This window comes from Tardiphaga sp. GW822-FHT04G09, assembly GCF_058800725.1.
On record NZ_JBXAMO010000003.1, the window covers coordinates 380,617 to 400,020 of the forward strand.

At 63.0% G+C, this 19,404-nt stretch carries 16 protein-coding genes; 5 read left to right on the forward strand and 11 right to left on the reverse strand.

What is annotated here, in order from left to right; translation table 11 throughout:
• Positions 1–13: 13 nt before the first annotated feature.
• The 5 genes from ntrB to AC1RLZ_RS08490 all read left to right on the forward strand — a co-directional run bounded on the left by ntrB (position 14) and on the right by AC1RLZ_RS08490 (position 6,289).
• A complete protein-coding gene (gene ntrB, locus AC1RLZ_RS08470) occupies positions 14–907 on the forward strand; it encodes a nitrate ABC transporter permease (RefSeq protein ID WP_493188290.1) in 894 nt (297 codons plus the stop codon).
• Positions 908–931: 24 nt separating this feature from the next.
• On the forward strand, positions 932–1,726 hold the full coding sequence (locus AC1RLZ_RS08475) for an ABC transporter ATP-binding protein (RefSeq protein ID WP_371422160.1): 795 nt from the start codon (positions 932–934) through the stop codon (positions 1,724–1,726).
• 205 nt (positions 1,727–1,931) lie between these two features.
• Positions 1,932–2,357, forward strand: coding sequence for a globin family protein (locus AC1RLZ_RS08480; protein WP_493188291.1), 426 nt, complete (start codon positions 1,932–1,934; stop codon positions 2,355–2,357).
• 9 nt (positions 2,358–2,366) lie between these two features.
• Positions 2,367–3,584, forward strand: coding sequence for an NAD(P)/FAD-dependent oxidoreductase (locus AC1RLZ_RS08485; protein WP_493188292.1), 1,218 nt, complete (start codon positions 2,367–2,369; stop codon positions 3,582–3,584).
• On the forward strand, positions 3,584–6,289 hold the full coding sequence (locus AC1RLZ_RS08490) for a molybdopterin-dependent oxidoreductase (RefSeq protein WP_493188293.1): 2,706 nt from the start codon (positions 3,584–3,586) through the stop codon (positions 6,287–6,289). Before AC1RLZ_RS08485 ends, AC1RLZ_RS08490 begins: the two co-directional genes overlap by 1 nt.
• Before the next feature lie 4 nt (positions 6,290–6,293).
• On the opposite strand, the gene AC1RLZ_RS08495 is transcribed toward AC1RLZ_RS08490, so the two are convergent.
• The 11 genes from AC1RLZ_RS08495 to AC1RLZ_RS08545 all read right to left on the reverse strand — a co-directional run bounded on the left by AC1RLZ_RS08495 (position 6,294) and on the right by AC1RLZ_RS08545 (position 19,364).
• The gene (locus AC1RLZ_RS08495) at positions 6,294–7,106 is read right to left on the reverse strand and encodes a carbohydrate ABC transporter permease (protein ID WP_371422155.1); all 813 of its coding nucleotides are present in this window, start codon (positions 7,104–7,106) and stop codon (positions 6,294–6,296) included.
• A 2-nt stretch (positions 7,107–7,108) separates the two neighbouring features.
• Positions 7,109–8,065, reverse strand: coding sequence for a carbohydrate ABC transporter permease (locus AC1RLZ_RS08500; protein WP_493188294.1), 957 nt, complete (start codon positions 8,063–8,065; stop codon positions 7,109–7,111).
• Positions 8,062–9,384, reverse strand: coding sequence for an ABC transporter substrate-binding protein (locus AC1RLZ_RS08505; RefSeq protein ID WP_493188295.1), 1,323 nt, complete (start codon positions 9,382–9,384; stop codon positions 8,062–8,064). The genes AC1RLZ_RS08500 and AC1RLZ_RS08505 overlap by 4 nt, the downstream gene beginning before the upstream one ends.
• A gap of 231 nt (positions 9,385–9,615) precedes the next feature.
• Entirely contained in the window at positions 9,616–10,041 is a 426-nt protein-coding gene (locus AC1RLZ_RS08510; RefSeq protein WP_493188296.1) for a helix-turn-helix domain-containing protein, read from the reverse strand.
• A complete protein-coding gene (locus AC1RLZ_RS08515) occupies positions 10,029–10,307 on the reverse strand; it encodes a type II toxin-antitoxin system HigB family toxin (protein ID WP_493188297.1) in 279 nt (92 codons plus the stop codon). The genes AC1RLZ_RS08510 and AC1RLZ_RS08515 overlap by 13 nt, the downstream gene beginning before the upstream one ends.
• 55 nt (positions 10,308–10,362) lie before the next feature.
• Positions 10,363–11,148: an IclR family transcriptional regulator gene (locus AC1RLZ_RS08520; protein ID WP_493188298.1), complete on the reverse strand. Its 786-nt coding sequence runs from the start codon at positions 11,146–11,148 to the stop codon at positions 10,363–10,365.
• A 27-nt stretch (positions 11,149–11,175) separates the two neighbouring features.
• The gene (locus AC1RLZ_RS08525; RefSeq protein WP_493188299.1) at positions 11,176–11,943 is read right to left on the reverse strand and encodes an SDR family NAD(P)-dependent oxidoreductase; all 768 of its coding nucleotides are present in this window, start codon (positions 11,941–11,943) and stop codon (positions 11,176–11,178) included.
• Positions 11,943–13,670 carry an FAD-dependent oxidoreductase gene (locus tag AC1RLZ_RS08530; RefSeq protein WP_493188300.1) on the reverse strand — a complete coding sequence of 576 codons (1,728 nt, stop codon included), beginning with the start codon at positions 13,668–13,670 and terminating at the stop codon, positions 11,943–11,945. The genes AC1RLZ_RS08525 and AC1RLZ_RS08530 overlap by 1 nt, the downstream gene beginning before the upstream one ends.
• Before the next feature lie 6 nt (positions 13,671–13,676).
• On the reverse strand, positions 13,677–14,882 hold the full coding sequence (locus AC1RLZ_RS08535; RefSeq protein ID WP_493188301.1) for an ABC transporter substrate-binding protein: 1,206 nt from the start codon (positions 14,880–14,882) through the stop codon (positions 13,677–13,679).
• Between the two features lie 194 nt (positions 14,883–15,076).
• Positions 15,077–16,000, reverse strand: coding sequence for a response regulator (locus tag AC1RLZ_RS08540; RefSeq protein ID WP_493188302.1), 924 nt, complete (start codon positions 15,998–16,000; stop codon positions 15,077–15,079).
• Positions 15,990–19,364 (reverse strand): hybrid sensor histidine kinase/response regulator, encoded by a 3,375-nt coding sequence (locus AC1RLZ_RS08545; protein ID WP_493188303.1) that lies wholly within the window; start codon positions 19,362–19,364, stop codon positions 15,990–15,992. Before AC1RLZ_RS08545 ends, AC1RLZ_RS08540 begins: the two co-directional genes overlap by 11 nt.
• Between the last annotated feature and the right edge of the window lie 40 nt (positions 19,365–19,404).

Genomic DNA, 19,404 nt, shown 5'->3' on the forward strand with positions numbered 1-19,404 from the left:
GGAGATCAGTGCGATGAATATGCAAGTTATCAAGACCGAGCCGGCAACGGCACTGGCGAAGCCGCCGGTGGCCAGCGTCGCACTGGCTCCGAAGCAGGCCCCCAACACCGACAAATATATCAAGGCAGCCAAGGATGCCGCAGCGCGCATTGTTCCGCCGCTGATCGTCTTCGCACTGCTGATGGTGTTCTGGGAGCTGGTATGCCGGCGCGCAGGTTCGACCCTGCCGCCGCCATCCAAGGTCTATCAGGACACCAAGGAGCTGATCTTCGATCCGTTCTTCGATCACGGCGGCATCGACAAGGGTCTGTTCTGGCATCTGTCGGCGAGTCTTCAGCGCGTCGCCTTCGGCTACTCGCTTGCTGCGGTCGTCGGTATCGCACTCGGCACGCTGGTCGGCCAGTCGGTCTGGGCGATGCGTGGCCTCGATCCGATCTTCCAGGTGCTGCGCACGATTCCGCCGCTGGCCTGGCTGCCGCTGGCGCTCGCCGCCTTCCGCGACGGTCAGCCCTCGGCGATCTTCGTGATCTTCATCACCTCGATCTGGCCGATCATCATCAATACAGCCGTCGGCATCCGCAACATTCCGCAGGACTATCGCAACGTCGCTGCAGTGGTGCAGCTCAACCCGGTGGAGTTTTTCTGGAAGGTCATGCTGCCATCGGCTGCGCCCTATATCTTCACGGGTCTGCGCATCGGCATTGGCCTGTCATGGCTCGCGATCATCGCGGCTGAAATGTTGATCGGCGGCGTTGGCATCGGCTTCTTCATCTGGGACGCCTGGAATTCATCGCATATCAGCGAGATCATTCTGTCGCTGTTCTATGTCGGCATCATCGGCTTCGTGCTCGATCGCGTGATCGCGGGCCTCGGCAAGCTCGTCACTCACGGCACGTCTGTCAGTTAATCAGGTCAGCTAAGGAGAGATATCATGACGCCATATCTGAAGCTCGACCATGTCGACAAGGTATTCACCCGCGGCAAGGTCTCGTCCGAGGTGCTGAAGGACATCAACCTCGATCTCGGCAAGGGCGACTACGTCTCCATCATCGGCCACTCCGGTTGCGGCAAGTCGACGATGCTCAACATCATCGCCGGCCTGACGCGTGCAACGATCGGCGGCGTGATCCTCGAGGGGCGCGAGGTCAATTCGCCGGGTCCGGATCGCGCCGTCGTGTTCCAGAATCACAGCCTGCTGCCCTGGCTGACGGTCTATCAGAACGTCCGCCTTGGCGTGGACAAGGTATTTGCCAAGACCAAGTCGCGCGCCGAGCGCGACGAATGGACGATGCACAATCTCAACCTCGTGCAGATGACCCATGCCAAGGACAAGCGTCCCTCGGAAATCTCCGGCGGCATGAAGCAGCGCGTCGGCATTGCCCGCGCGCTGGCCATGGAGCCGAAGGTGCTGCTGCTCGACGAGCCGTTCGGTGCATTGGACGCGCTGACCCGCGCGCATCTGCAGGACTCGGTGATGGCGCTGCATCAGAAACTCGGAAACACCATCGTCATGATCACCCATGACGTGGACGAGGCCGTATTGCTGTCGGACCGCATCGTCATGATGACCAATGGACCATCAGCGACCATCGGCGAAGTCCTCGATGTGCCGCTGGAGCGTCCGCGCAAGCGCCTCGAACTGGCGAGCAACGCCGTCTACCTCGATTGCCGCAAGCGCGTGCTCGAATTCCTGTATGAGCGCCACAAATTCGTCGAGGCGGCGTAACTCTGCACTCTCCGCGTCATTGCGCGCCAGCAAGATCACTCTTGCGATTTTGCTGAGTGAGACAACCAGAAGGAGACAGGCGAAGAATGGATCGTTTCGTCGCACGAGCTCCTCGCAATGACGAATTGAAATGACGGAGCCTCATGCCATTACGCAGTGTTGCACGACCTTAGTCAGCCAGAACGCCAGCCAAAGGGGGAATGTCATGACGCCAGACCAAGTCGCTCTCGTGCAGGATAGTTTCAAGAAGGTGGCCCCGATCTCCGACGTTGCGGCCGATCTGTTCTACGGCCGTCTGTTCGAGGTCGCCCCGCAGGTGCAGCCTATGTTCAAGGGTGACATGAAGGAGCAGGGCCGCAAATTGATGGCGACGCTTGGCGTCGTCGTCACCGGGCTGACGCGGCTTGAAACTGTGCTGCCTGCCGCAAGTGCACTCGCCAAGCAGCACGTGGCCTATGGCGTGAAGGCCGAGCACTATCCGATCGTCGGCGGTGCGCTGCTGTGGACGCTGGAGAAGGGCCTCGGCGACGCCTGGACACCTGAGCTCGCGAGCGCCTGGACCGCGGCCTATGGCACGCTGTCCGGCTACATGATCGCAGAAGCCTACGGCACCGCGCAGGCGGCCGAGTAAGGACATGGTGTGAGCGAGCCGCTGGTTATTATTGGCAATGGAATGGCAGCGGCGCGGCTCGTGGACGAGCTGGCAAAATGCGCGCTCGGTCGTTACGCCATCGCCGTCATCGGAGACGAGCCGCGGCTTGCCTACAATCGCGTATTACTGTCGTCGGTGCTGGCCGGTGAGGCGACATCGCAGGAAATCGAGCTGAAGCCCGCCGCCTGGTGGCGGGACCGTGGCGTCACGCTGAAATACGGCGCAACGGCGACTGCCATCGATATGGCCGCACGCGAAGTCACGACATCGACCGGCAAGCATGTGCCGTTCTCGAAGCTTGTCATCGCCACAGGTTCATCGGCGCTGCGGCTGCCGGTGCCGGGCGGCGACCTCAAGGGCGTGCACGTGTTTCGCGACAGTCGCGATGTCGATCTCCTGCTCGAACTCGCCGCACGGAGGAAGCGTGTTGTCGTGGTCGGTGGCGGCCTGCTCGGCCTCGAAGCCGCCTATGGCCTCGCCAAAGCCGGCGCGGAGGTCACGCTGATCCATCTGATGGACCGGCTGATGGAGCGCCAGCTGGATGCGCCTGCAGCGAACCTCCTGAAGACGCTGGTCGAGCGCAAGGGCGTCAGGATTTTGCTCGATGCCAACACGGCGCGTATTCATGGCATCGATTGTGTCGAGAGCGTCGAGCTCGCCGACGGCCGCACGCTCGATGCAGACGCCGTGATCTTCGCCGCCGGCATCCGCCCCAATATATCGCTGGCCAAGGAGGCCGGCATCGCGGTCAATCGCGGCATTGTCGTCAACGACCAGATGGCGACCGGCACCGGCGATGTCTTCGCGCTCGGCGAATGCGCCGAACATCGCGGCACCTGCTATGGTCTTGTCGAGCCCGCTTACGAACAGGCCAGGGTGTTGGCGCGCAATCTCGCGGGCAAGGCCGCTGCCTATACAGGCAGCGTGCTCTCTACCAATCTGAAGGTCTCCGGCGTCAGCGTTTTCTCCGCTGGGGATTTCATGGCGGGCGAAGGCAGCGAGACGCTGCTGCTCAACGATGTCCGCCGCGGCACCTACAAGAAGCTGGTGGTTGCGGATGGCGCGCTCACTGGCGCCGTGCTGGTGGGCGATACGCAGGATGCGCTGTGGTATCTCGAACTGATCCGCAGCGGTCAGGGCATTGCCGATATCCGCGCTGACATCATGTTTGGTCGCGCGCTGGCCATCCGTGCGGAGGCGGCGTGATGAACGCGATCGATCCGCATCTGCATGCCACGCGCACGACATGCCCTTACTGCGGTGTCGGTTGCGGTGTGCTGGCAACGCCGGACGGCAACGGTGGCGCAGCGATTGCGGGTGATCTCGCGCATCCCGCCAATCTCGGCCGGCTTTGTTCGAAGGGATCGGCGCTCGGCGAAACGCTGGGCCTCGACGAGCGCCTGCTGCATCCGATGATGCGCGGTGACAATGGCGAAATGGTGCAGGCCGCCTGGAGCGATGCGCTGGATCATGTCGCGGAAGGTTTTCGCAAGACCATCGCCGAACATGGCCCCGGTGCCGTGGCTTTTTATCTCTCCGGCCAGTTGCTGACGGAGGATTACTACGTCGCCAACAAGCTGATGAAGGGCTTTCTCGGCAGCGCCAATGTCGATACCAATTCGCGGCTCTGCATGGCCTCGTCCGTGGCTGGACACAAGCGTGCGTTTGGCGCCGATACGGTGCCGGGGTGCTACGAGGATCTCGATCAGGCGGATCTGCTGGTGCTGGCCGGCTCCAATGCCGCCTGGTGCCACCCGGTGCTGTATCAGCGCATGCTGGCCAACAAGCAGGGGCGGGGCGCACGCATCGTCGTGATCGATCCGCGCCGCACCGATACGGTCGGCGATGACGATCTGTTTCTTGGTTTGAAGCCCGGCACCGATACCGCGCTGTTCAGCGGGCTGTTCGTCTATCTCGCCGACAACGGCGCGCTGGATCAGACTTACATCGCCGAGCACACCGCGGGGTTTGACGAGGCGCTGGCGCGGGCTCGGACCATCGCCGGCAGCGTGGTTGCGACAGCCAGGGCAACCGGGCTTGACGAGATCGATGTCGCGACCTTCTTCCAGATGTTCAAGGCGACGCCACGGGTGGTCACGCTGTATTCGCAGGGCGTCAATCAGTCGGCGCAGGGCACCGACAAGGTCAATGCGATCCTCAACTGTCATCTGGCGACGGGACGCGTCGGCAAGCTAGGCGCGTCACCGTTCTCGCTGACCGGCCAGCCGAATGCCATGGGCGGCCGCGAGGTCGGCGGCCTCGCCAACCAGCTCGCAGCGCATATGGGTTTCACGCCACCGGATATCGACCGCGTGCGCCGGTTCTGGAAGGCGCCGCATATCGCCACCCATGAAGGCCTCAAGGCCGTGCAGATGTTCGAGGCCATCGGCCGCGGCGAGATCAAGGCGTTGTGGGTGATGGGCACCAATCCCGCCGTGTCGCTCCCGGACGCGGACGCCGTGCGCGCGGCGCTGAGCAAGCTTGATCTGTTCGTGGTGTCGGAGAATGTGCGCTCCAACGACACCGTCAATGCCGGTGCGCATGTGCTGCTCCCCGCGCTGGCCTGGGGCGAGAAGTCCGGCACGGTGACGAATTCCGAGCGCCGCGTGTCACGTCAGCGCTCGTTCCTGCGCGCGCCGGGCGAGGCGCGTCCGGACTGGTGGGCGCTGAGCGAAGTTGCCAGACGCCTGGGCTATGGCGCATCCTTCGCCTACACATCGGCCGCCGAGATTTTCCGCGAGCATGCCAGCCTCTCGGCCTTCGAGAATAATGGCCATCGCGATTTCGATATTGGCGGGTTGATGAAGGTCTCGGATGAGGCCTTCGACACCATGGCGCCGGTGCAATGGCCGGTGCGGGAGGGGACGACGAAGCCGCAGGCACGCTTCTTCGCCGATGGCCAATTCTACGCCAATGACCGGCGCGCGCGTTTCATCGCGCCGGAAATGCCGGAGTTGCGCACGCAGGTGTCGGCCGAGCGGCCGCTGCGGCTGAACACCGGCCGCGTGCGCGACCAGTGGCACACCATGACGCGCACGGGCCTCAGCCCGCGGCTCGGCCAGCATATTCCGGAGCCCTTCGTCGAGATTCATCCCGATGATGCTGCGGCATGCGGGATCGTCGATGGCGGTCATGCGCGACTGACGACTGATTACGGCGAATGCATATTGAGAGTTGCTGTCAGCGAACGCCAGCAACCCGGCATGCTGTTCGCGCCGATCCACTGGAACGACGAGACCGCCGGCTTCGCGCGCGTCGGTGCACTGGTTGCGCCGATCACCGATCCGTTTTCCGGCCAGCCCGAGAACAAGGCGACGCCGGTGTCCATCACGCCTGCGGTGTTTGCGCAGCGCGGCTTCATACTCTCGCGCAGTCCGCTGGAAATGCCGTTCGGCGTGCAATGGTCGCGGGTCGCCGTCACGGGCGGCGTCGGTTACCTGCTGTCTGACAATACCGATGTCGAGACCTGGCAGAGCTGGCTGACGCCGTTGCTCGGCGACGATGCCGCTGAATACGAGGACGCCGGCCAGGGTGTGTATCGCGCGGTGTCGTTCAAGGATGACAGGATAGAGACCTGTCTGTTCATCGGCCCGACCGAGGGGGCGCTCTCCTGGGATGCCGTGAAGGAATTGTTCGCAGCCGAGACCGTCGGCGACGACCAGCGCCGCATGCTGCTCTCTGGAAAGTCCGCCGATGGTGCTGCGAGTGCAGGGCCCATCGTCTGCGCCTGCTTCGGCGTCGGCCGCAACACGATCTGCGATACCATTGCAGCCGGTGCGGGGACGGCGGCGGACATCGGCGCGAGGCTCAAGGCCGGCACCAATTGCGGCTCGTGCGTTCCGGAGCTCAAGCGCCTGATCGCGGCGAGCGAAACGGCGCCGGATGAAAAGAGGAAGGTGGCTGCGAGTTAACTCGTCACTTCACCGCGCCCGCCGTTAGACCGGCCACGATCTGGCGTTGCGCGAACATCGTCAGCAACAGCACCGGCAGCGTCACGATCAGTGCCGCTGCGGCCAATGGCCCCCAGCTCAATTGATCGAACGAGATCATATTGTAGACCGCGACCGGCAGTGTCCGCGTTTCCCGCCCCGCCAGCACGATGCCGAATACGAAATTGTTCCAGGAGAAAATCACCGAGAGGATGAAGGCGACGGCGATGCCGGGGCGAGCAATCGGCAGCGCGACGTGGCGGAACACCTGCCAGCGGGTGGCGCCGTCGATAACGGCGGATTCTTCGAGCTCCATCGGCGTCGTCTCGAAATAGCCGATCATGATCCAGATCACGATCGGTACCGTGACCACGAGATGGATGATGATCTGCGGCCACAGCGTGCCGAGCAGGCCGAGCCATTGGAACAGCAGGAATAGCGGGATCAGATAGGACAGGCCGGGCGTGATGCGCGCGATCAGGATCACGATGGCCGATTTGCGCGCGCGCATGCGCGCGATCCCGTAACCGGCAGGCACGCCGACGATGAGAGCGAACAAGGTCGCCGAGCCGGTGACGATCAGCGTGTTGAAGAAATAGGTGGCGAACCGCTTCGACTCGATCACTGCGGCGTAGTTGCCCCAATTGATGCGCTCGGGGATGAAGACCGGCGGATAGGAGGCGTTGTCGATCTCGAATTTCAGCGACAGCGACAGCATCCAGAGGAAGAACAGCACCGCCGGCGAGACGATGATGATGAAGGCAAAGGTCAGGCCGAGTTTGTTGAGAAAGTCCCGCATGGTCAGGCACTGCCTCCGGCGTCGTTCCAGTGGGTGCGCTGGCGCAGATGCAAGAGCGCACCGGCGAGCGCGATGATGAGCGCGAAGAACACCACCACGATCGCCGAGGCATAGCCGACGTCGTAATAGACGAAGGCAACACTGTAGAGATAGAGATTGATGGTTTCCGAGGCGCTGCCCGGGCCGCCCTGGGTGATGGCGAAGATGATGTCGAAGCTCTTCACGGCGTCGATCATGCGGATCATCGCCGCGATGAACAGGAAGGGCATGATCATCGGCAGCGAGATGTAGCGGAAGGTCTGCCACGGAGTCGCGCCGTCAATCTGCGCGCTTTCATAGGGCTCCGTCGGAATGGCGCTAAGGCCGCCAAGCACGATCAGCATGACCAGCGGCGTCCATTGCCACGTCTCCACCAGCACCAGCGAAGGAATTGCGGTGGCGGGATGGAACACCCACAGCGATGGCGGCAGGCCCATCAGCGACAGCAGATAGTTCAGCACGCCGAGCTGCGGGTGGAACATCATCGTCCACACCAGGGCGATGGCGACGGGCGTCGCCATCATCGGCAGGATGAAGAGCCCGCGGAAGAAGCCGCGCAGCGGAAACTTGTTGTTGAAGATCACCGCCGCCAATGTGCCGAGGATCAGCGGCAGCGCGACCGACAGCGCCGTATAGACCAGCGTATGCCCAACGGATTCCACGAACCGCGCGTCGCTCGGCAGCCTGAGATAATTGGCGAAGCCGACGAAGGTCGGCGCCTGGCCGACCTTCCATTCGTGCAGGCTCATCCAGATCGTATAGACCCACGGGAAGATGATGACCGCCATGACGACGATCATCGCCGGAAGTACGAACGGCCAATAGGAAATCGGCCGCCACTCGTTCTTTTTCGCAGTCGTTTCGGCCGCGACCGTTGCGGTCGTTTTGGCGACTGCCTTTCCCGCTGTCAGTTCGCTCACGATTTTTCGCTACGCTCCAGGATCGGCCGGAACTGTTCATGGGCCTTCTTCAGTTCGGTAGCCGGATCGGCGCCTGCCAGCGTGGCGGTGACGGCGGCACCGACAAGGTCGCGGAATTCGGCGACAGGCACGATGACCGGGAGGCCGAGCTTGCTGATCTTGGCCGAGGCGATCACCGAATCGAGCCATTCCTGGTTCTTCACGCCCTTGCGCACCGTCTCGTCATTGAGGATCGAGTTGCGGAACGGCACGCCGCCGCCGCTCTGCAACAGCCGGGCGCCCATGGTCTTCGACACCGCCCATTGGCAATAGAGATAGGCGGCTTCCTTCTTGGTGCTGGTCTTGGCGATGCCGATGCCGTCGCCATAGGCGGCGGAGAATTGCCCCTTTGGCCCGGCGGGCACGACGGTATAGCCAATCTTGCCGACGACGCGCGACGCATTGGGATCCTCGATGGGCGGTGCCCAGCCGACGCCGTCGATCCACATGGCCGCACGGCCTTGCGTGAGCGAGGCCATCGATTCCATCCAGTTGAAACCGGCAACACCGGGAGGCGCCGTCTTGGTGAGGAGGCGCTGATACATCTTGGTGGCTTCGATGGCCTCGGGCCCGTCGGTCAGGATATTGCCCTTGGCATCGAGGAATTCGCCGCCATAGTTGAGGAAGAAATTGGTCCACAGCGTCATGTTGGCGTTGCGCAAGCCCCGGCCGGTGAAGCCATAGATGCCGTTGGCGGGATCGTTGAGCTTCTCGGCGGCGACGGCCATCTCGTCCATGGTCTTGGGCACGGAGACGCCCTTCTTCGCGAACATCTCCTTGTTGTAATAGAGGATGAAATAGTCGACCGACCACGGCAGAGAGTGCATCTCGCCCTTGTCGTTCTGCGCGAATTGCAGACCGCCGGCGGAGAAGTCTTCTACCTTCAGATCCGGTGCGGTGAGGTTCGGATCCTTCATGAAGCCCGTGAGATCGGCGAGCCAGCCGGCCTTCTCGAACTGGCGCTTCTGGACGTGGTAGCTGAGATGCACGACGTCGAAGCTGGGCTTGCCGGAGGTGAGCTCGATGACCGCCTTCTGGCGCTGCTGCTGCTCCGGGATCAGCTCGGATTCGACCTTGATGCCCGTCAGCTCGGTGAATTCGGAGGCGTATTTCTGCAGCAATTCGCCGCGCGGACCCTTGATCAGATTGGCTTCAATCGTGGTGCCCGCATATTTCTTCCAGGCGGGATCTGCGAAAGCTGGAATGCCGGTAAGGCCAAGCGCGCTTGTGGCGAGCGTTCCCTGCAAAAAGGCGCGACGTGTCGGGCCGTAAAGAGCCATATGTCATCCTCCCTCAAGCCGCCTTGACCGGCGGTGATTTTATGGTTGCTCTCCGTGGACCGGAGATGCGCCTGACGGATCGTAACACGATGGAGTGGGGCGACAAGGCCAGGTGTCGGGTTGTCAGACAACTTTGCACCCGTTGTCCTGGGCGGCTTGACCTGCCGGCCGACACCGACGCGCTTGCTCAAGGCAGGGTGGTGACGGCGAGGCCGGACGCGACATCTCTCGTTAGACGAATACCTGCGGTCCAACGCCAAAACGCTCGGATAGGAGCCTGATCTGACGCACATTCAGGTCACGTTTGCCATTGAGGATTTCTGACACAACGCCCTGGCTTCCAACCTCGGGCAAGTCGCCCTGGCTGAGGCCGTGCTGATTCATCAGAAAACGCAACATGTCGGCTGGCGATATTGTTTTGGGTGAAGAATGCGCGTCTTCATAGTCGGCAATTAGTTCGCCGAGGAGGCTAACGAGTGCCGACAGCGGATTGCTCTCATCGGCACCGCCTGCATCGAGGAGTGCATTCATCGCAGCCGTCGCTGTCTTGTAGTCGCGCTTTGATCTGATCGTTTGAAGTGGAATGCGCGCTGAAATGGCCCTCAGATGCTCGGCGAGATCATCGACCTCCGCACGGGTCAGCGTCATGGTTTCCATGCGTCGTACTCCTTGTGTGTGAACACGTGCCTGACATACAGGCGTTGTTTATCGAAATGGATGGCGGCAACGATACGGAATTTATTGCCCCCGATATCGAAAACGTAATACGGGCCGACACGATCGATGGCGTTGAAAGTCGCCTTCATCTCAGCGAAATTCTTGAACAAGCGCGATTCCACGATCTTGCGCCACGCCTGCAGCGGTATCGATGCCGCGGAACGGGTGGCGGAGAACCTCACCAATGCGCTGTTTGAGACCCGCATGCGGCTCCTCAATATCTCAAATTGAGATTGTTCGCAAGGCCGCCTGCTGCGCTGCTCAGTCCTTGACGTCGCGGCCGAGGCGGCGCGAGATCGCATTGGTGCAATCGAGCAGGGCCTTGGCGATGGGGCTGTTCCAGTTGACGTCGAATGTGCCCACCGCGCCCATGGCTGTCACGGCCAGGACCACTGCGCCGCTATGGTCGAACACCGGCGCGGAGAACGCATTGACGCCGCGCAGGGGCTCGCCGACGGCGCGGGCCAGCCCGCGTGTGCGCACGTCGGCGAGGATCTTGTCGATGGCCGGGCCTTTTACCTTACGATTCGGATCGTAGCCGATCGACAGCCGATCGAGATCCTCGGTGAGGGCGGCGTTGATGGTCGCAGGCGGCATGAATGCTGCGAAAACCCGTCCCGTTGCGGTTTCGAGCAGGGATACCGTTGAGCCCACGCGCATGGCGATGTGCACGGGATGGCTGGGCTCCTCCAGGCGCACCACGGTCGGTCCGTGGGTCCCCCAGATCGCCAGCGAGACGGCGTGGTCGATGGTGCCGGCCAGTGCCGTGATGGCTGGCGTTGCAACGCGAACCGCCGACAGCCGCCGCAGCGTGACGATGCCGAGTTCGAGGGCGAGCGCACCGAATTCATAACGGCCGGTGGACGGATCCTGTTCGATCAGGCCGATGCGGGAGAAACTGGCGAGATAGGGATGCGCCTTGGCCGGCGACATGCCGGCCTCGCGCGCCAGATCCCGCAGCATCATCGGTTCGCCATTGCGCACTAGCGCTTGCAGCAATTCACCTCCGACCTCGATCGATTGAATGCCGCGACTCTCTTTAGCCATGCTTGCCCCAAACCAGTGCCGCGGACACTACACGGCTAGGAAGCCTCCATCCACTGGCAAGGTCGCGCCCGTGACATAGGACGCCATGGGGGAGGCGAGGAAGACCACGGGGCCGATCAGCTCATCGGGCTGGCCGACGCGGCCCAGCGGCGTGCGGCCGAGGAAGCCGGCCAGCCGTGCGGGATCGTTGCGCGTTGCCTCGGTCATGGCCGTCTCGATCACGCCCGGCGCGATGGCATTGACGCGCACGCCGTCCCTGGCAAGTTCGCGCGCCAGTGCCTGTGTCAGGAGCTTCACGCCGCCCTTGGAGGGCGAATAGCCGAGCGTATCGGCGACCCCGACGAAAGAGGCGATGGAGCCAAGATTGATCACGCTGCCGCGTCGCGCGCGCAATGCCGGCAGAAACGCATGGGTGACGTTGAACACGCCGTTGAGATTGACGTCGAGCACGCGCCGCCAGTTCTCCACCGCGCGCTCTGAGTCGATGCCTTCGCGAATGATGATGCCGGCATTGTTGATCAGGATCGAGATGTCGCCGGCGCTTGCCTTGGCGGTCTGTGCGAGCTGCTGGCAGGCATCGACGTCGGTGACGTCGAGATGGTGATGCCACGACCTCCGCCCGGTGGCTGCAATCTCGCTCGCCGTGCGTGCGGCGCTGTCGTGGTCGATGTCGGCCACGATGACATCGGCGCCATGCGCGGCCAGACCCAGTGCAATGGCGCGGCCGTTGCCGGCGCCTGCTCCAGTCACGAGTGCAAGTTGATCCTTCAGCAGATCGGGGGCGAAGCTGGCCATCATGCTGCCTTTACCGGCGTGCCGGCGAGATGGCGGCCGGCGATATAGCCGAAGGTGAGCGCGGGGCCGAGCGTGATGCCCGCGCCGGGATAGTTGCCGCCCATGATGCTCGCCATGTCGTTGCCGGCTGCATAGAGACCGTTGATCACCTGACCGCCGGCATCGAGTGCCCGTGCCTGCGCATCGGTCCTGATGCCGGCGTAAGTGCCGAGATCGCCGATCACCATCTTGATGGCATAGAACGGCCCCTGTTCGATCGGCGCGACGCAGGGGTTCGGTCCGTGGTTGGCGTCGCCCTGATAGCGGTTATAGGCGCGCGAGCCCTTGCCATAGGCAGGGTCGCGGCCTTCGGCGGCGGTGTTGTTGAATTGCGCGACGGTGGTGACGAAGCCGCCCGCGTCGATGCCGGCCTTGCTCGCGAGCTGTTCGAGTGTATCTCCTTTGACGAGATAGCCGGAATTCAGATACTGGCCGATCGGCATCGGGAAGGGTGGCACGGCGCCGAGCCCGTATTGCCTGAGAGCGCGGTGATCGCAGACGAGCCAGGCCGCGATTTCCTCACCTGGTTTCGCGGCTTTCATCATCTGCTGGACGAAGGCATGATAGGAATTGCCCTCATTGGCGAAGCGGGCGCCGTCGCGCATCACGGCGATCACGCCGGGTTTGGCACGGTCGATGAAGTGCGGCATCACGCCCTTGCTGCCGTCCTTGCGATGGGTGACCGAGACCGGCACCCAGGCAGCGGCATTCGGCAGCGAGTCCTCGACCCGGCCGCCAGCGGACTCTGCCAGACGAAGGCCATCGCCGGTATTGCCGGTCGGGCCCGGCGACGTGTGCTCGCGTCCCGTCGGCGCGTGCGGAAACATCGCCTTGCGCCGTTCGATGTCATGCGGGAAGCCGCCGCATGCGAGCACCACGCCGCGGCGTGCGAAGATGCGGATACGCTTGCCGTCGCGCTCGACGATGGCGCCGCGGACCGCGCCGTTCTCGATGATCAGTTCACGCACCGGGGACGATAGCCAGAGCGGAATCTTGAGATCGAAGGCGGATTTGGCGAGACGGCCGGCAAGAGCGTTGCCGTTCGTCAACGTCATGCCGCGGCCATAGCGCAGCACGTGCATGAAGTGCTTCGAGAGCCGCTTGGCCACATAGACCGCCGAGGTCAGCGACTTCGTCGCGCGCATGAAATGGATGATGTCCTTGCCGGAGCCGAGCATGATGCCGAACACCGTCAGTTCGGGCAGCGGCGCGCCGATGTCCTTGATGTGGTCGCCGAGTTCGCGTCCGTCGAACGGCCGCGCTACCATGGAACGGCCACCCTGCTTGCCGCCGGGCGCTTCCGCGTCGTAATCGGGAAAGGTCAGCGGCATGTCGAAGCGCACCGCCGTCTTGGTGGTGAAGAAATCGATCGCCTCGGGCCCTGCGGCGAGAAACGCATCGACGCGTGCGGCGTCATAACTGTTGCCGGCTTCATGGCGCAGATAGGTGCGCGCCTCGTCGGGGCTCTCATTGATGCCCCAGGCGCGCGCCAGGGATGTGCCCGGGATCCAGAGCCAGCCGCCGGAGCGCGCGGTCGTGCCGCCGAACCGCGGCTCCTTTTCGACGATCAGAACATCGAGCCCGCTATGTTTGGCGGTGATCGCCGCCGACATGCCGGAACAACCGGAGCCGGCGACCAGCACGTCGCATTCGTAGAGCTCGATATTCGCCTTGGGATCAACAGCCATGAGACCTTACTTCTTCAGCAACGGGCATTTCGATTCAGAGACGGGCCGGAAGGCGTCGTCGCCCTTCACGGTCTTGACGATGTCGAGATAGTCCCACGGCTCCTTGGATTCCGACGGCTTCTTGACGCGGGCCAGATACATGTCGCGGATGACACGGCCGTCCTCACGCAGCTTTCCGCCATGCACGAACGTGTCCTCGATGGGCAATTCGCGCATCTTGGCCATCACCTTGGCCGGATCGTCGGTGCCTGCAGCCTTGATGGCCTTGAGATAATGCAGCACCGAGCCATAGACGCCGGTCTGGATCATGGTCGGCATCACCTTGGTGCGCTCGTAGAATTTCTTCGACCAGGCGCGCGTCTTGTCGTCCATGTTCCAGTAGGACGCCGTGGTGAGATAGGTGCCCTGAGCTGCCTCCAGTCCGATTGCGTGAACGTCGGTGTCGAACATCAGCAGGCCGACCAGTTTCTGGCCGCCCTTGACGAGACCGAATTCGCCGGACTGCTTGATGGAATTGTCGGTGTCCTGGCCGGCATTGGCGAAAGCGACGACTTCGGCCTTCGAGTTTTGCGCCTGTAGCGCAAAGGATGAGAAGTCGGCGGTGTTGGTCGGATGACGAACGCTGCCAAGCACGGTGCCGCCGCTCGCCTTGATGAAGCGCGTCGCGTCCTGTTCGAGTTGATTGCCGAAGGCATAGTCGGCGGTGATGAAGAACCACGACTTGCCGCCGCCAGCGACCACGGCAGAAGCCGTGACCTTCGACAGCGCATAGGTGTCATAGGTGAAGTGGACCGTGTTGGGGCTGCACAGCTCATCCGTGAGCGTGCTTGCGCCTGGGCCGGAGAGCAATGCGATCTTGTTACGGTCCTTTGCGAGATTGTGTACCGCGATGGCGATGGCGGAGTTCGGGATGTCGACGACAGCGTCGACCTTGCCGGCGTCGAACCAGTTGCGTGCGATCTGGATGCCGACGTCAGACTTCATCTGGTGATCGGCGCTGATGATCTCGATCGGCTTTCCAAGAACCGTCGAGCCGAATTCCTCGAGCGCCATCTTGGCGGCTTCGACCGAACCGGGACCGCTGTTGTCGCGCCCCCAGCTTGAGAGATCGGTGAGAACGCCGATGCGAACGACGTCGTCGGAGACCTGAGCGGAGGCGGTGGATGTCCAAAGCGTGAGCGCGGCTGCGCACACCAGGAACTGGCGTGTCATGTGTTTCTCTCCCCAATGCGGCCTCGTGTCGGGCCAGTCATTCTCTATTTTGGCTAAATTAGATATTGGCGAAAAAGTTTGTCAATAGCGAATTCGTTCGCGGCGACGCGTTTGCCTTCGCAGGGCTATCGCGCGTGCAGTGCACTATCAAATTGATGGAAGAGGCGCCGAACTACCCGAATGCCACGCCGCGGCTATTGCCGCCTGTGACTCGCATTCACGGCAATGGCCGCAGCGGCGGTGCGGTTCTCGACGCCGAGCTTGGCGTAGATCTGCTCGAGATGCTTGTCGACCGTGCGCGGTGAGAGGCCGAGGATCTGCGCGATATCGCGGTTGCTCTTGCCCTTGCTGAGCCAGGACAGCACCTCGCCCTCGCGTCCGGTGAGGCCGAGCTCCTTGCTGAATTCGGCGGGAGCGGTTGGCGCGTTTTCCTTGGCGAGCCGCAGCAGGAATTCGTCGGAGCCGACTTTCCCCATATATTGCAGACGCAGCAGCTCGTTGTTCGGAAAGCCCGATGACGGCGCCGGCTTGGCGCCCGGCCGTTGCATCTGCTCGAGCCATTGCAGCATCACCGGGGGCAGCAGCAGTTCATCGTCAGGCGCTGCGATCAGGTGATCGTTGAGCAGCTTCTGCGCCTGCGGCGTCGCCCACAGGATACTGCCCTTGCTGCTCACCGCGAGAAGGAAGCGACCGGAGACATCGAGTGCGGTGCGCGCACTCTGCGTCAGCCGTGCATTGGCAAGATGGACGCGGATGCGCGCCAGCATTTCCTCGATCACGATGGGCTTGGTGACGTAATCGACGCCGCCGGCCTCAAGGCCACGCACGATATGTTCGGTCTCGGAGAGACCGGTCATGAAGATCACCGGCACGTCGCCGAGGCCGGCATCGCGCTTCAGACGGCGGCAGGTCTCGAAGCCGTCGATCCCCGGCATCACAGCATCGAGCAGGATGATGTCCGGCGTGATCTGCTCGACGATGCGCATGGCGGCAGCCCCGTCCATGGCCACCATCACGGTCATGCCGGCGCCGTCCAACGCATCGGTCAGCAGCCGCAATGTTTCCGGCGAGTCATCGACCACCAGCGCGACGTCGCGTTTTTTGTTGTCAGTGGTCATAGGTGTACAGCGTCTTCAAGGTGGCCATGTATTGATCGAGGTCGAAGCGGTCGATCAGCGAGCGCATCTGCGCGACGAAATCGGCATGTTCGGGGTGATCGTTGCCGATCTCGTCGAGTTTCATCTGGATGGCGCGGATGTGGCCCATCTGGCCGAGGCTGATGAGCTCCTCCACATGATGCACGGGCGGGCGGGCACCGCTGTGGGGTGTCCATTGCGGCAGGGGTGCCACTTCGTCGCGTTCGTATTGCCATTCGATCTTCAGGAGTTGTCCGATCTGTTCCAGCAGCCGCGGCAGTTCGATGGGCTTCATCAGGTAGCCGTCATGGAACGGCTGTGCGAGCGGTGCGCCATGGGCTTCCAGCGCACTGGCCGAGACCATCAGGATACGCGCCTGATGGTGACCGGATGAGCGCAGCTTCTCCGCGACGGTCCAGCCGTCCATGCCGGCCATGGAGATATCCAGCAGGAAAAGATCGGGTCGGCAATGCTGGGCGAGGCCGAGACAGGCCTGACCATCTGGCGCACTGAGCAGGATGAAGCCCAGTGGTGTCAGCACCTGGCGCAGCAGGTCCCGCTGGGTCGGATCGTCGTCGGTGATGAGGATGGTCTTGCGCGGGCCGTGATAGCCGTAGATCGGCGCGTCCACCGGCGCGATACGCGTGGGGTTGGTCACTTCGGACAGCAGCATCTTGACGCGGAAGGTGCTGCCGATGCCGACCTCGCTGGCGACGCGGATGTCGCCGCCCATGACGCCGGCAAGCAGTTTGGAGATCGTTAGACCCAGACCCGTACCCGTATGCGGCTGCGCGGCGCCGAGCGCGCCGCGCTCGAAGGGCGCGAAGATGCGTTCGAGATCATCGGGCCGGATGCCTGGTCCGGTATCGGTAATCTCGAATTCGGCGACCGGGCTTCGATAATGGATCACGAACTGGACACTGCCGGCCTGTGTGAACTTGATCGCGTTGGAGAGCAGGTTGATCAGGATCTGGCGCAGCCGCTTCTCGTCGGCATAGACCACGGTCGGCAGAATGTTGGGGCGCCGGAACACGAAGTCGATGCCCTTGGCTGCGGCCTGCAGGCGGAACATGCCGACGAGCTGATCGAGGAAGTCGGTCAGGCGGACTTCGTCGCGCGATAGATAGAGACGGCCAGCCTCGATCTTGGAAATATCCAGAATGCCGTCGATCAGGCCGGAGAGATGATCGGCGCTGCGCTTGACGACGCGAACCTGATCCCGCGGGCGGGTCTGCAAACTGTCGTCCTGTTCCAGGAGCTGCGCATAGCCTGATATCGCGTTGAGCGGCGAGCGTAGTTCGTGGCTCAGACCGACGACGTAACGGCTCTTGGCGAGATTGGCGGATTCGGCGACCTCCTTGGCGCGCTGCAATTCGGCGTCGGTGCGCTTGTGGGCGTCGATCTCCTGCATGAGCAACGTGGTCTGCCGCCTGGTCTCGGCTTCGGCGGCGCGGCGGCTTTGCTTGGCCAGCACGAACAGCCATGCCACCACGCCAATGATGATCGCCAGCGCAAAGAACACCTTCCACAGCACTTCCGAGACCTGTGCGCTGTCGCCCGGCGCAGCCGCGGAGGTTTGCAGATAGATCAGTCCCAGCGTCAGACCGACGAGGCCGGCAGCCATCACGAAGACGCCGAGATAATGCCCGAGTTGCGAATTGAGCCGCGCCAGGATCGGTTCCGGCAGCAATTTGCCGAACGTCGCCGACATCTGCGCGTCGATCCGCGCATGCGGCTTGCAGAGATCGTGGCAGCGGGCATCGAGCGAACAACAGAGCGAGCAGATCGGCCCGGCATAGGCCGGGCAGTGGGCCATGTCCTCGGGCTCGAACGAATGCTCGCAGATACAGCACTGGATCGCTGCCATGTTCTGCCAGGCACGCTTCGGCTTGCGGGCGATGTAGTATTTTCCGCCGGTCGCGAAGGCGATGATCGGTGCGGTCACAAGCGCGGTAAGCAAGGCTACGAACGGCGACAGTGCCTTCGCCGTGGGGCCGAACAGGCCGTAGAAGGCGCTGACCGACATCACCGTGGCGGCCAGCATGGCGCCGACGCCGACCGGGTTGATGTCGTAGAGATGCGCGCGCTTGAACTCCATCTGCTGCGGGCGCAGCCCGAGCGGCTTGTTGATGACCAGATCAGCAACCAGCGCGCCGACCCAGGCAATCGCCACGTTGGAATAGAGCGCCAGCGTCTGCTCCAGCGCCTTGTAGACGCCGATCTCCATCAGCAGCAGCGCGACCAGCACGTTGAACACCAGCCAGACCACGCGGCCGGGATGGCTGTGGGTGAGGCGCGAGAAGAAGTTCGACCAGGCGATTGAGCCCGCATAGGCGTTGGTGACGTTGATCTTGAGCTGCGACAGGATCACGAAGGTGCCGGTCAGCGCCAGGGCCAGGTCGGGCTGCGACAGCACATAGCGAAAGGCTTCGAGATACATATGCGCGGGCTCGGCGGCGTGTTCGGCCGAGACGCCGTGGGTCAGCGCGAAATAAGCGAGGAACGAGCCGGCCAGCAGCTTGATGGCGCCGACGATGATCCAGCCCGGGCCGGCACAGAGCAGCGCTACCCACCAGCTCGCCTTGGAGCTGCGGCGGTCGCGCGGCAGGAAGCGCAGGAAGTCGACCTGTTCGCCGATCTGCGCGACCAGCGAAAACACAACGGACGCGGCGGTGCCGAACAGCAGGAGATCGAGGTGACCGGCGGCGCTGCCATGGTCGCCCGGAAATTTAGTCCACGCCACGAAGGAATCGCGGCTCGCATAGGCGATGGCCGCGAAGGGCAGCAGGTTGAGCACCAGCCAGATCGGCTGGGTCCAGAGCTGGAAACGGCTGATCAGCGTGATGCCGTGGGTCACCAGCGGAATGATGACCACGGCCGAAATCAGGTAGCCGATGGGACGCGGAATATCGAAACACATCTCCAGCGCCGAGGCGAGAATCACCGCCTCGATGGCGAAGAAGATGAAGGTGAACGACGCGTAGATCAGCGACGTCACAGTCGAGCCGATATAGCCGAAGCCGGCGCCGCGGGTCAGGAGGTCGATATCGATGCCGCATTTTGCGGCATGATAGGCGATCGGCAATCCGCAGCAGAAGATGATGACGCTGACCACGAGGATCGCCGCCGTGGCGTTGGTCATGCCGTAATTGATGGTGATGGTGCCGCCGATGGCTTCGAGGGCGAGAAACGAAATGGCACCCAGAGCCGTATTGGCGACCCGCGCGGCGGACCAGCGCCGGGCGCTCTTCGCGGTGAAGCGGAGTGCGTAATCTTCCAGGGTCTGATTGGCGACCCATTGATTGTACTGGCGTCTAACGCGGTCGATACGCTGCCGCCCTGCCACTACTTCGCTCCTGACCCTGTTCGACTACGCATGTTTGCGT

Excerpts from the sequence above, each read along its gene's own strand:
- AC1RLZ_RS08495 (WP_371422155.1), bottom strand. The coding sequence starts at position 7,106 with ATGCGGGACTTTCTCAACAAACTCGGCCTGACCTTTGCCTTCATCATC.
- AC1RLZ_RS08505 (WP_493188295.1), bottom strand. The coding sequence starts at position 9,384 with ATGGCTCTTTACGGCCCGACACGTCGCGCCTTTTTGCAGGGAACGCTC.
- AC1RLZ_RS08480 (WP_493188291.1), top strand. The coding sequence starts at position 1,932 with ATGACGCCAGACCAAGTCGCTCTCGTGCAGGATAGTTTCAAGAAGGTG.
- AC1RLZ_RS08490 (WP_493188293.1), top strand. The coding sequence starts at position 3,584 with ATGAACGCGATCGATCCGCATCTGCATGCCACGCGCACGACATGCCCT.
- AC1RLZ_RS08510 (WP_493188296.1), bottom strand. The coding sequence starts at position 10,041 with ATGGAAACCATGACGCTGACCCGTGCGGAGGTCGATGATCTCGCCGAG.
- ntrB (WP_493188290.1), top strand. The coding sequence starts at position 14 with ATGAATATGCAAGTTATCAAGACCGAGCCGGCAACGGCACTGGCGAAG.
- AC1RLZ_RS08525 (WP_493188299.1), bottom strand. The coding sequence starts at position 11,943 with ATGGCCAGCTTCGCCCCCGATCTGCTGAAGGATCAACTTGCACTCGTG.
- AC1RLZ_RS08515 (WP_493188297.1), bottom strand. The coding sequence starts at position 10,307 with ATGCGGGTCTCAAACAGCGCATTGGTGAGGTTCTCCGCCACCCGTTCC.
- AC1RLZ_RS08540 (WP_493188302.1), bottom strand. The coding sequence starts at position 16,000 with ATGACCACTGACAACAAAAAACGCGACGTCGCGCTGGTGGTCGATGAC.
- AC1RLZ_RS08520 (WP_493188298.1), bottom strand. The coding sequence starts at position 11,148 with ATGGCTAAAGAGAGTCGCGGCATTCAATCGATCGAGGTCGGAGGTGAA.
- AC1RLZ_RS08530 (WP_493188300.1), bottom strand. The coding sequence starts at position 13,670 with ATGGCTGTTGATCCCAAGGCGAATATCGAGCTCTACGAATGCGACGTG.
- AC1RLZ_RS08475 (WP_371422160.1), top strand. The coding sequence starts at position 932 with ATGACGCCATATCTGAAGCTCGACCATGTCGACAAGGTATTCACCCGC.
- AC1RLZ_RS08535 (WP_493188301.1), bottom strand. The coding sequence starts at position 14,882 with ATGACACGCCAGTTCCTGGTGTGCGCAGCCGCGCTCACGCTTTGGACA.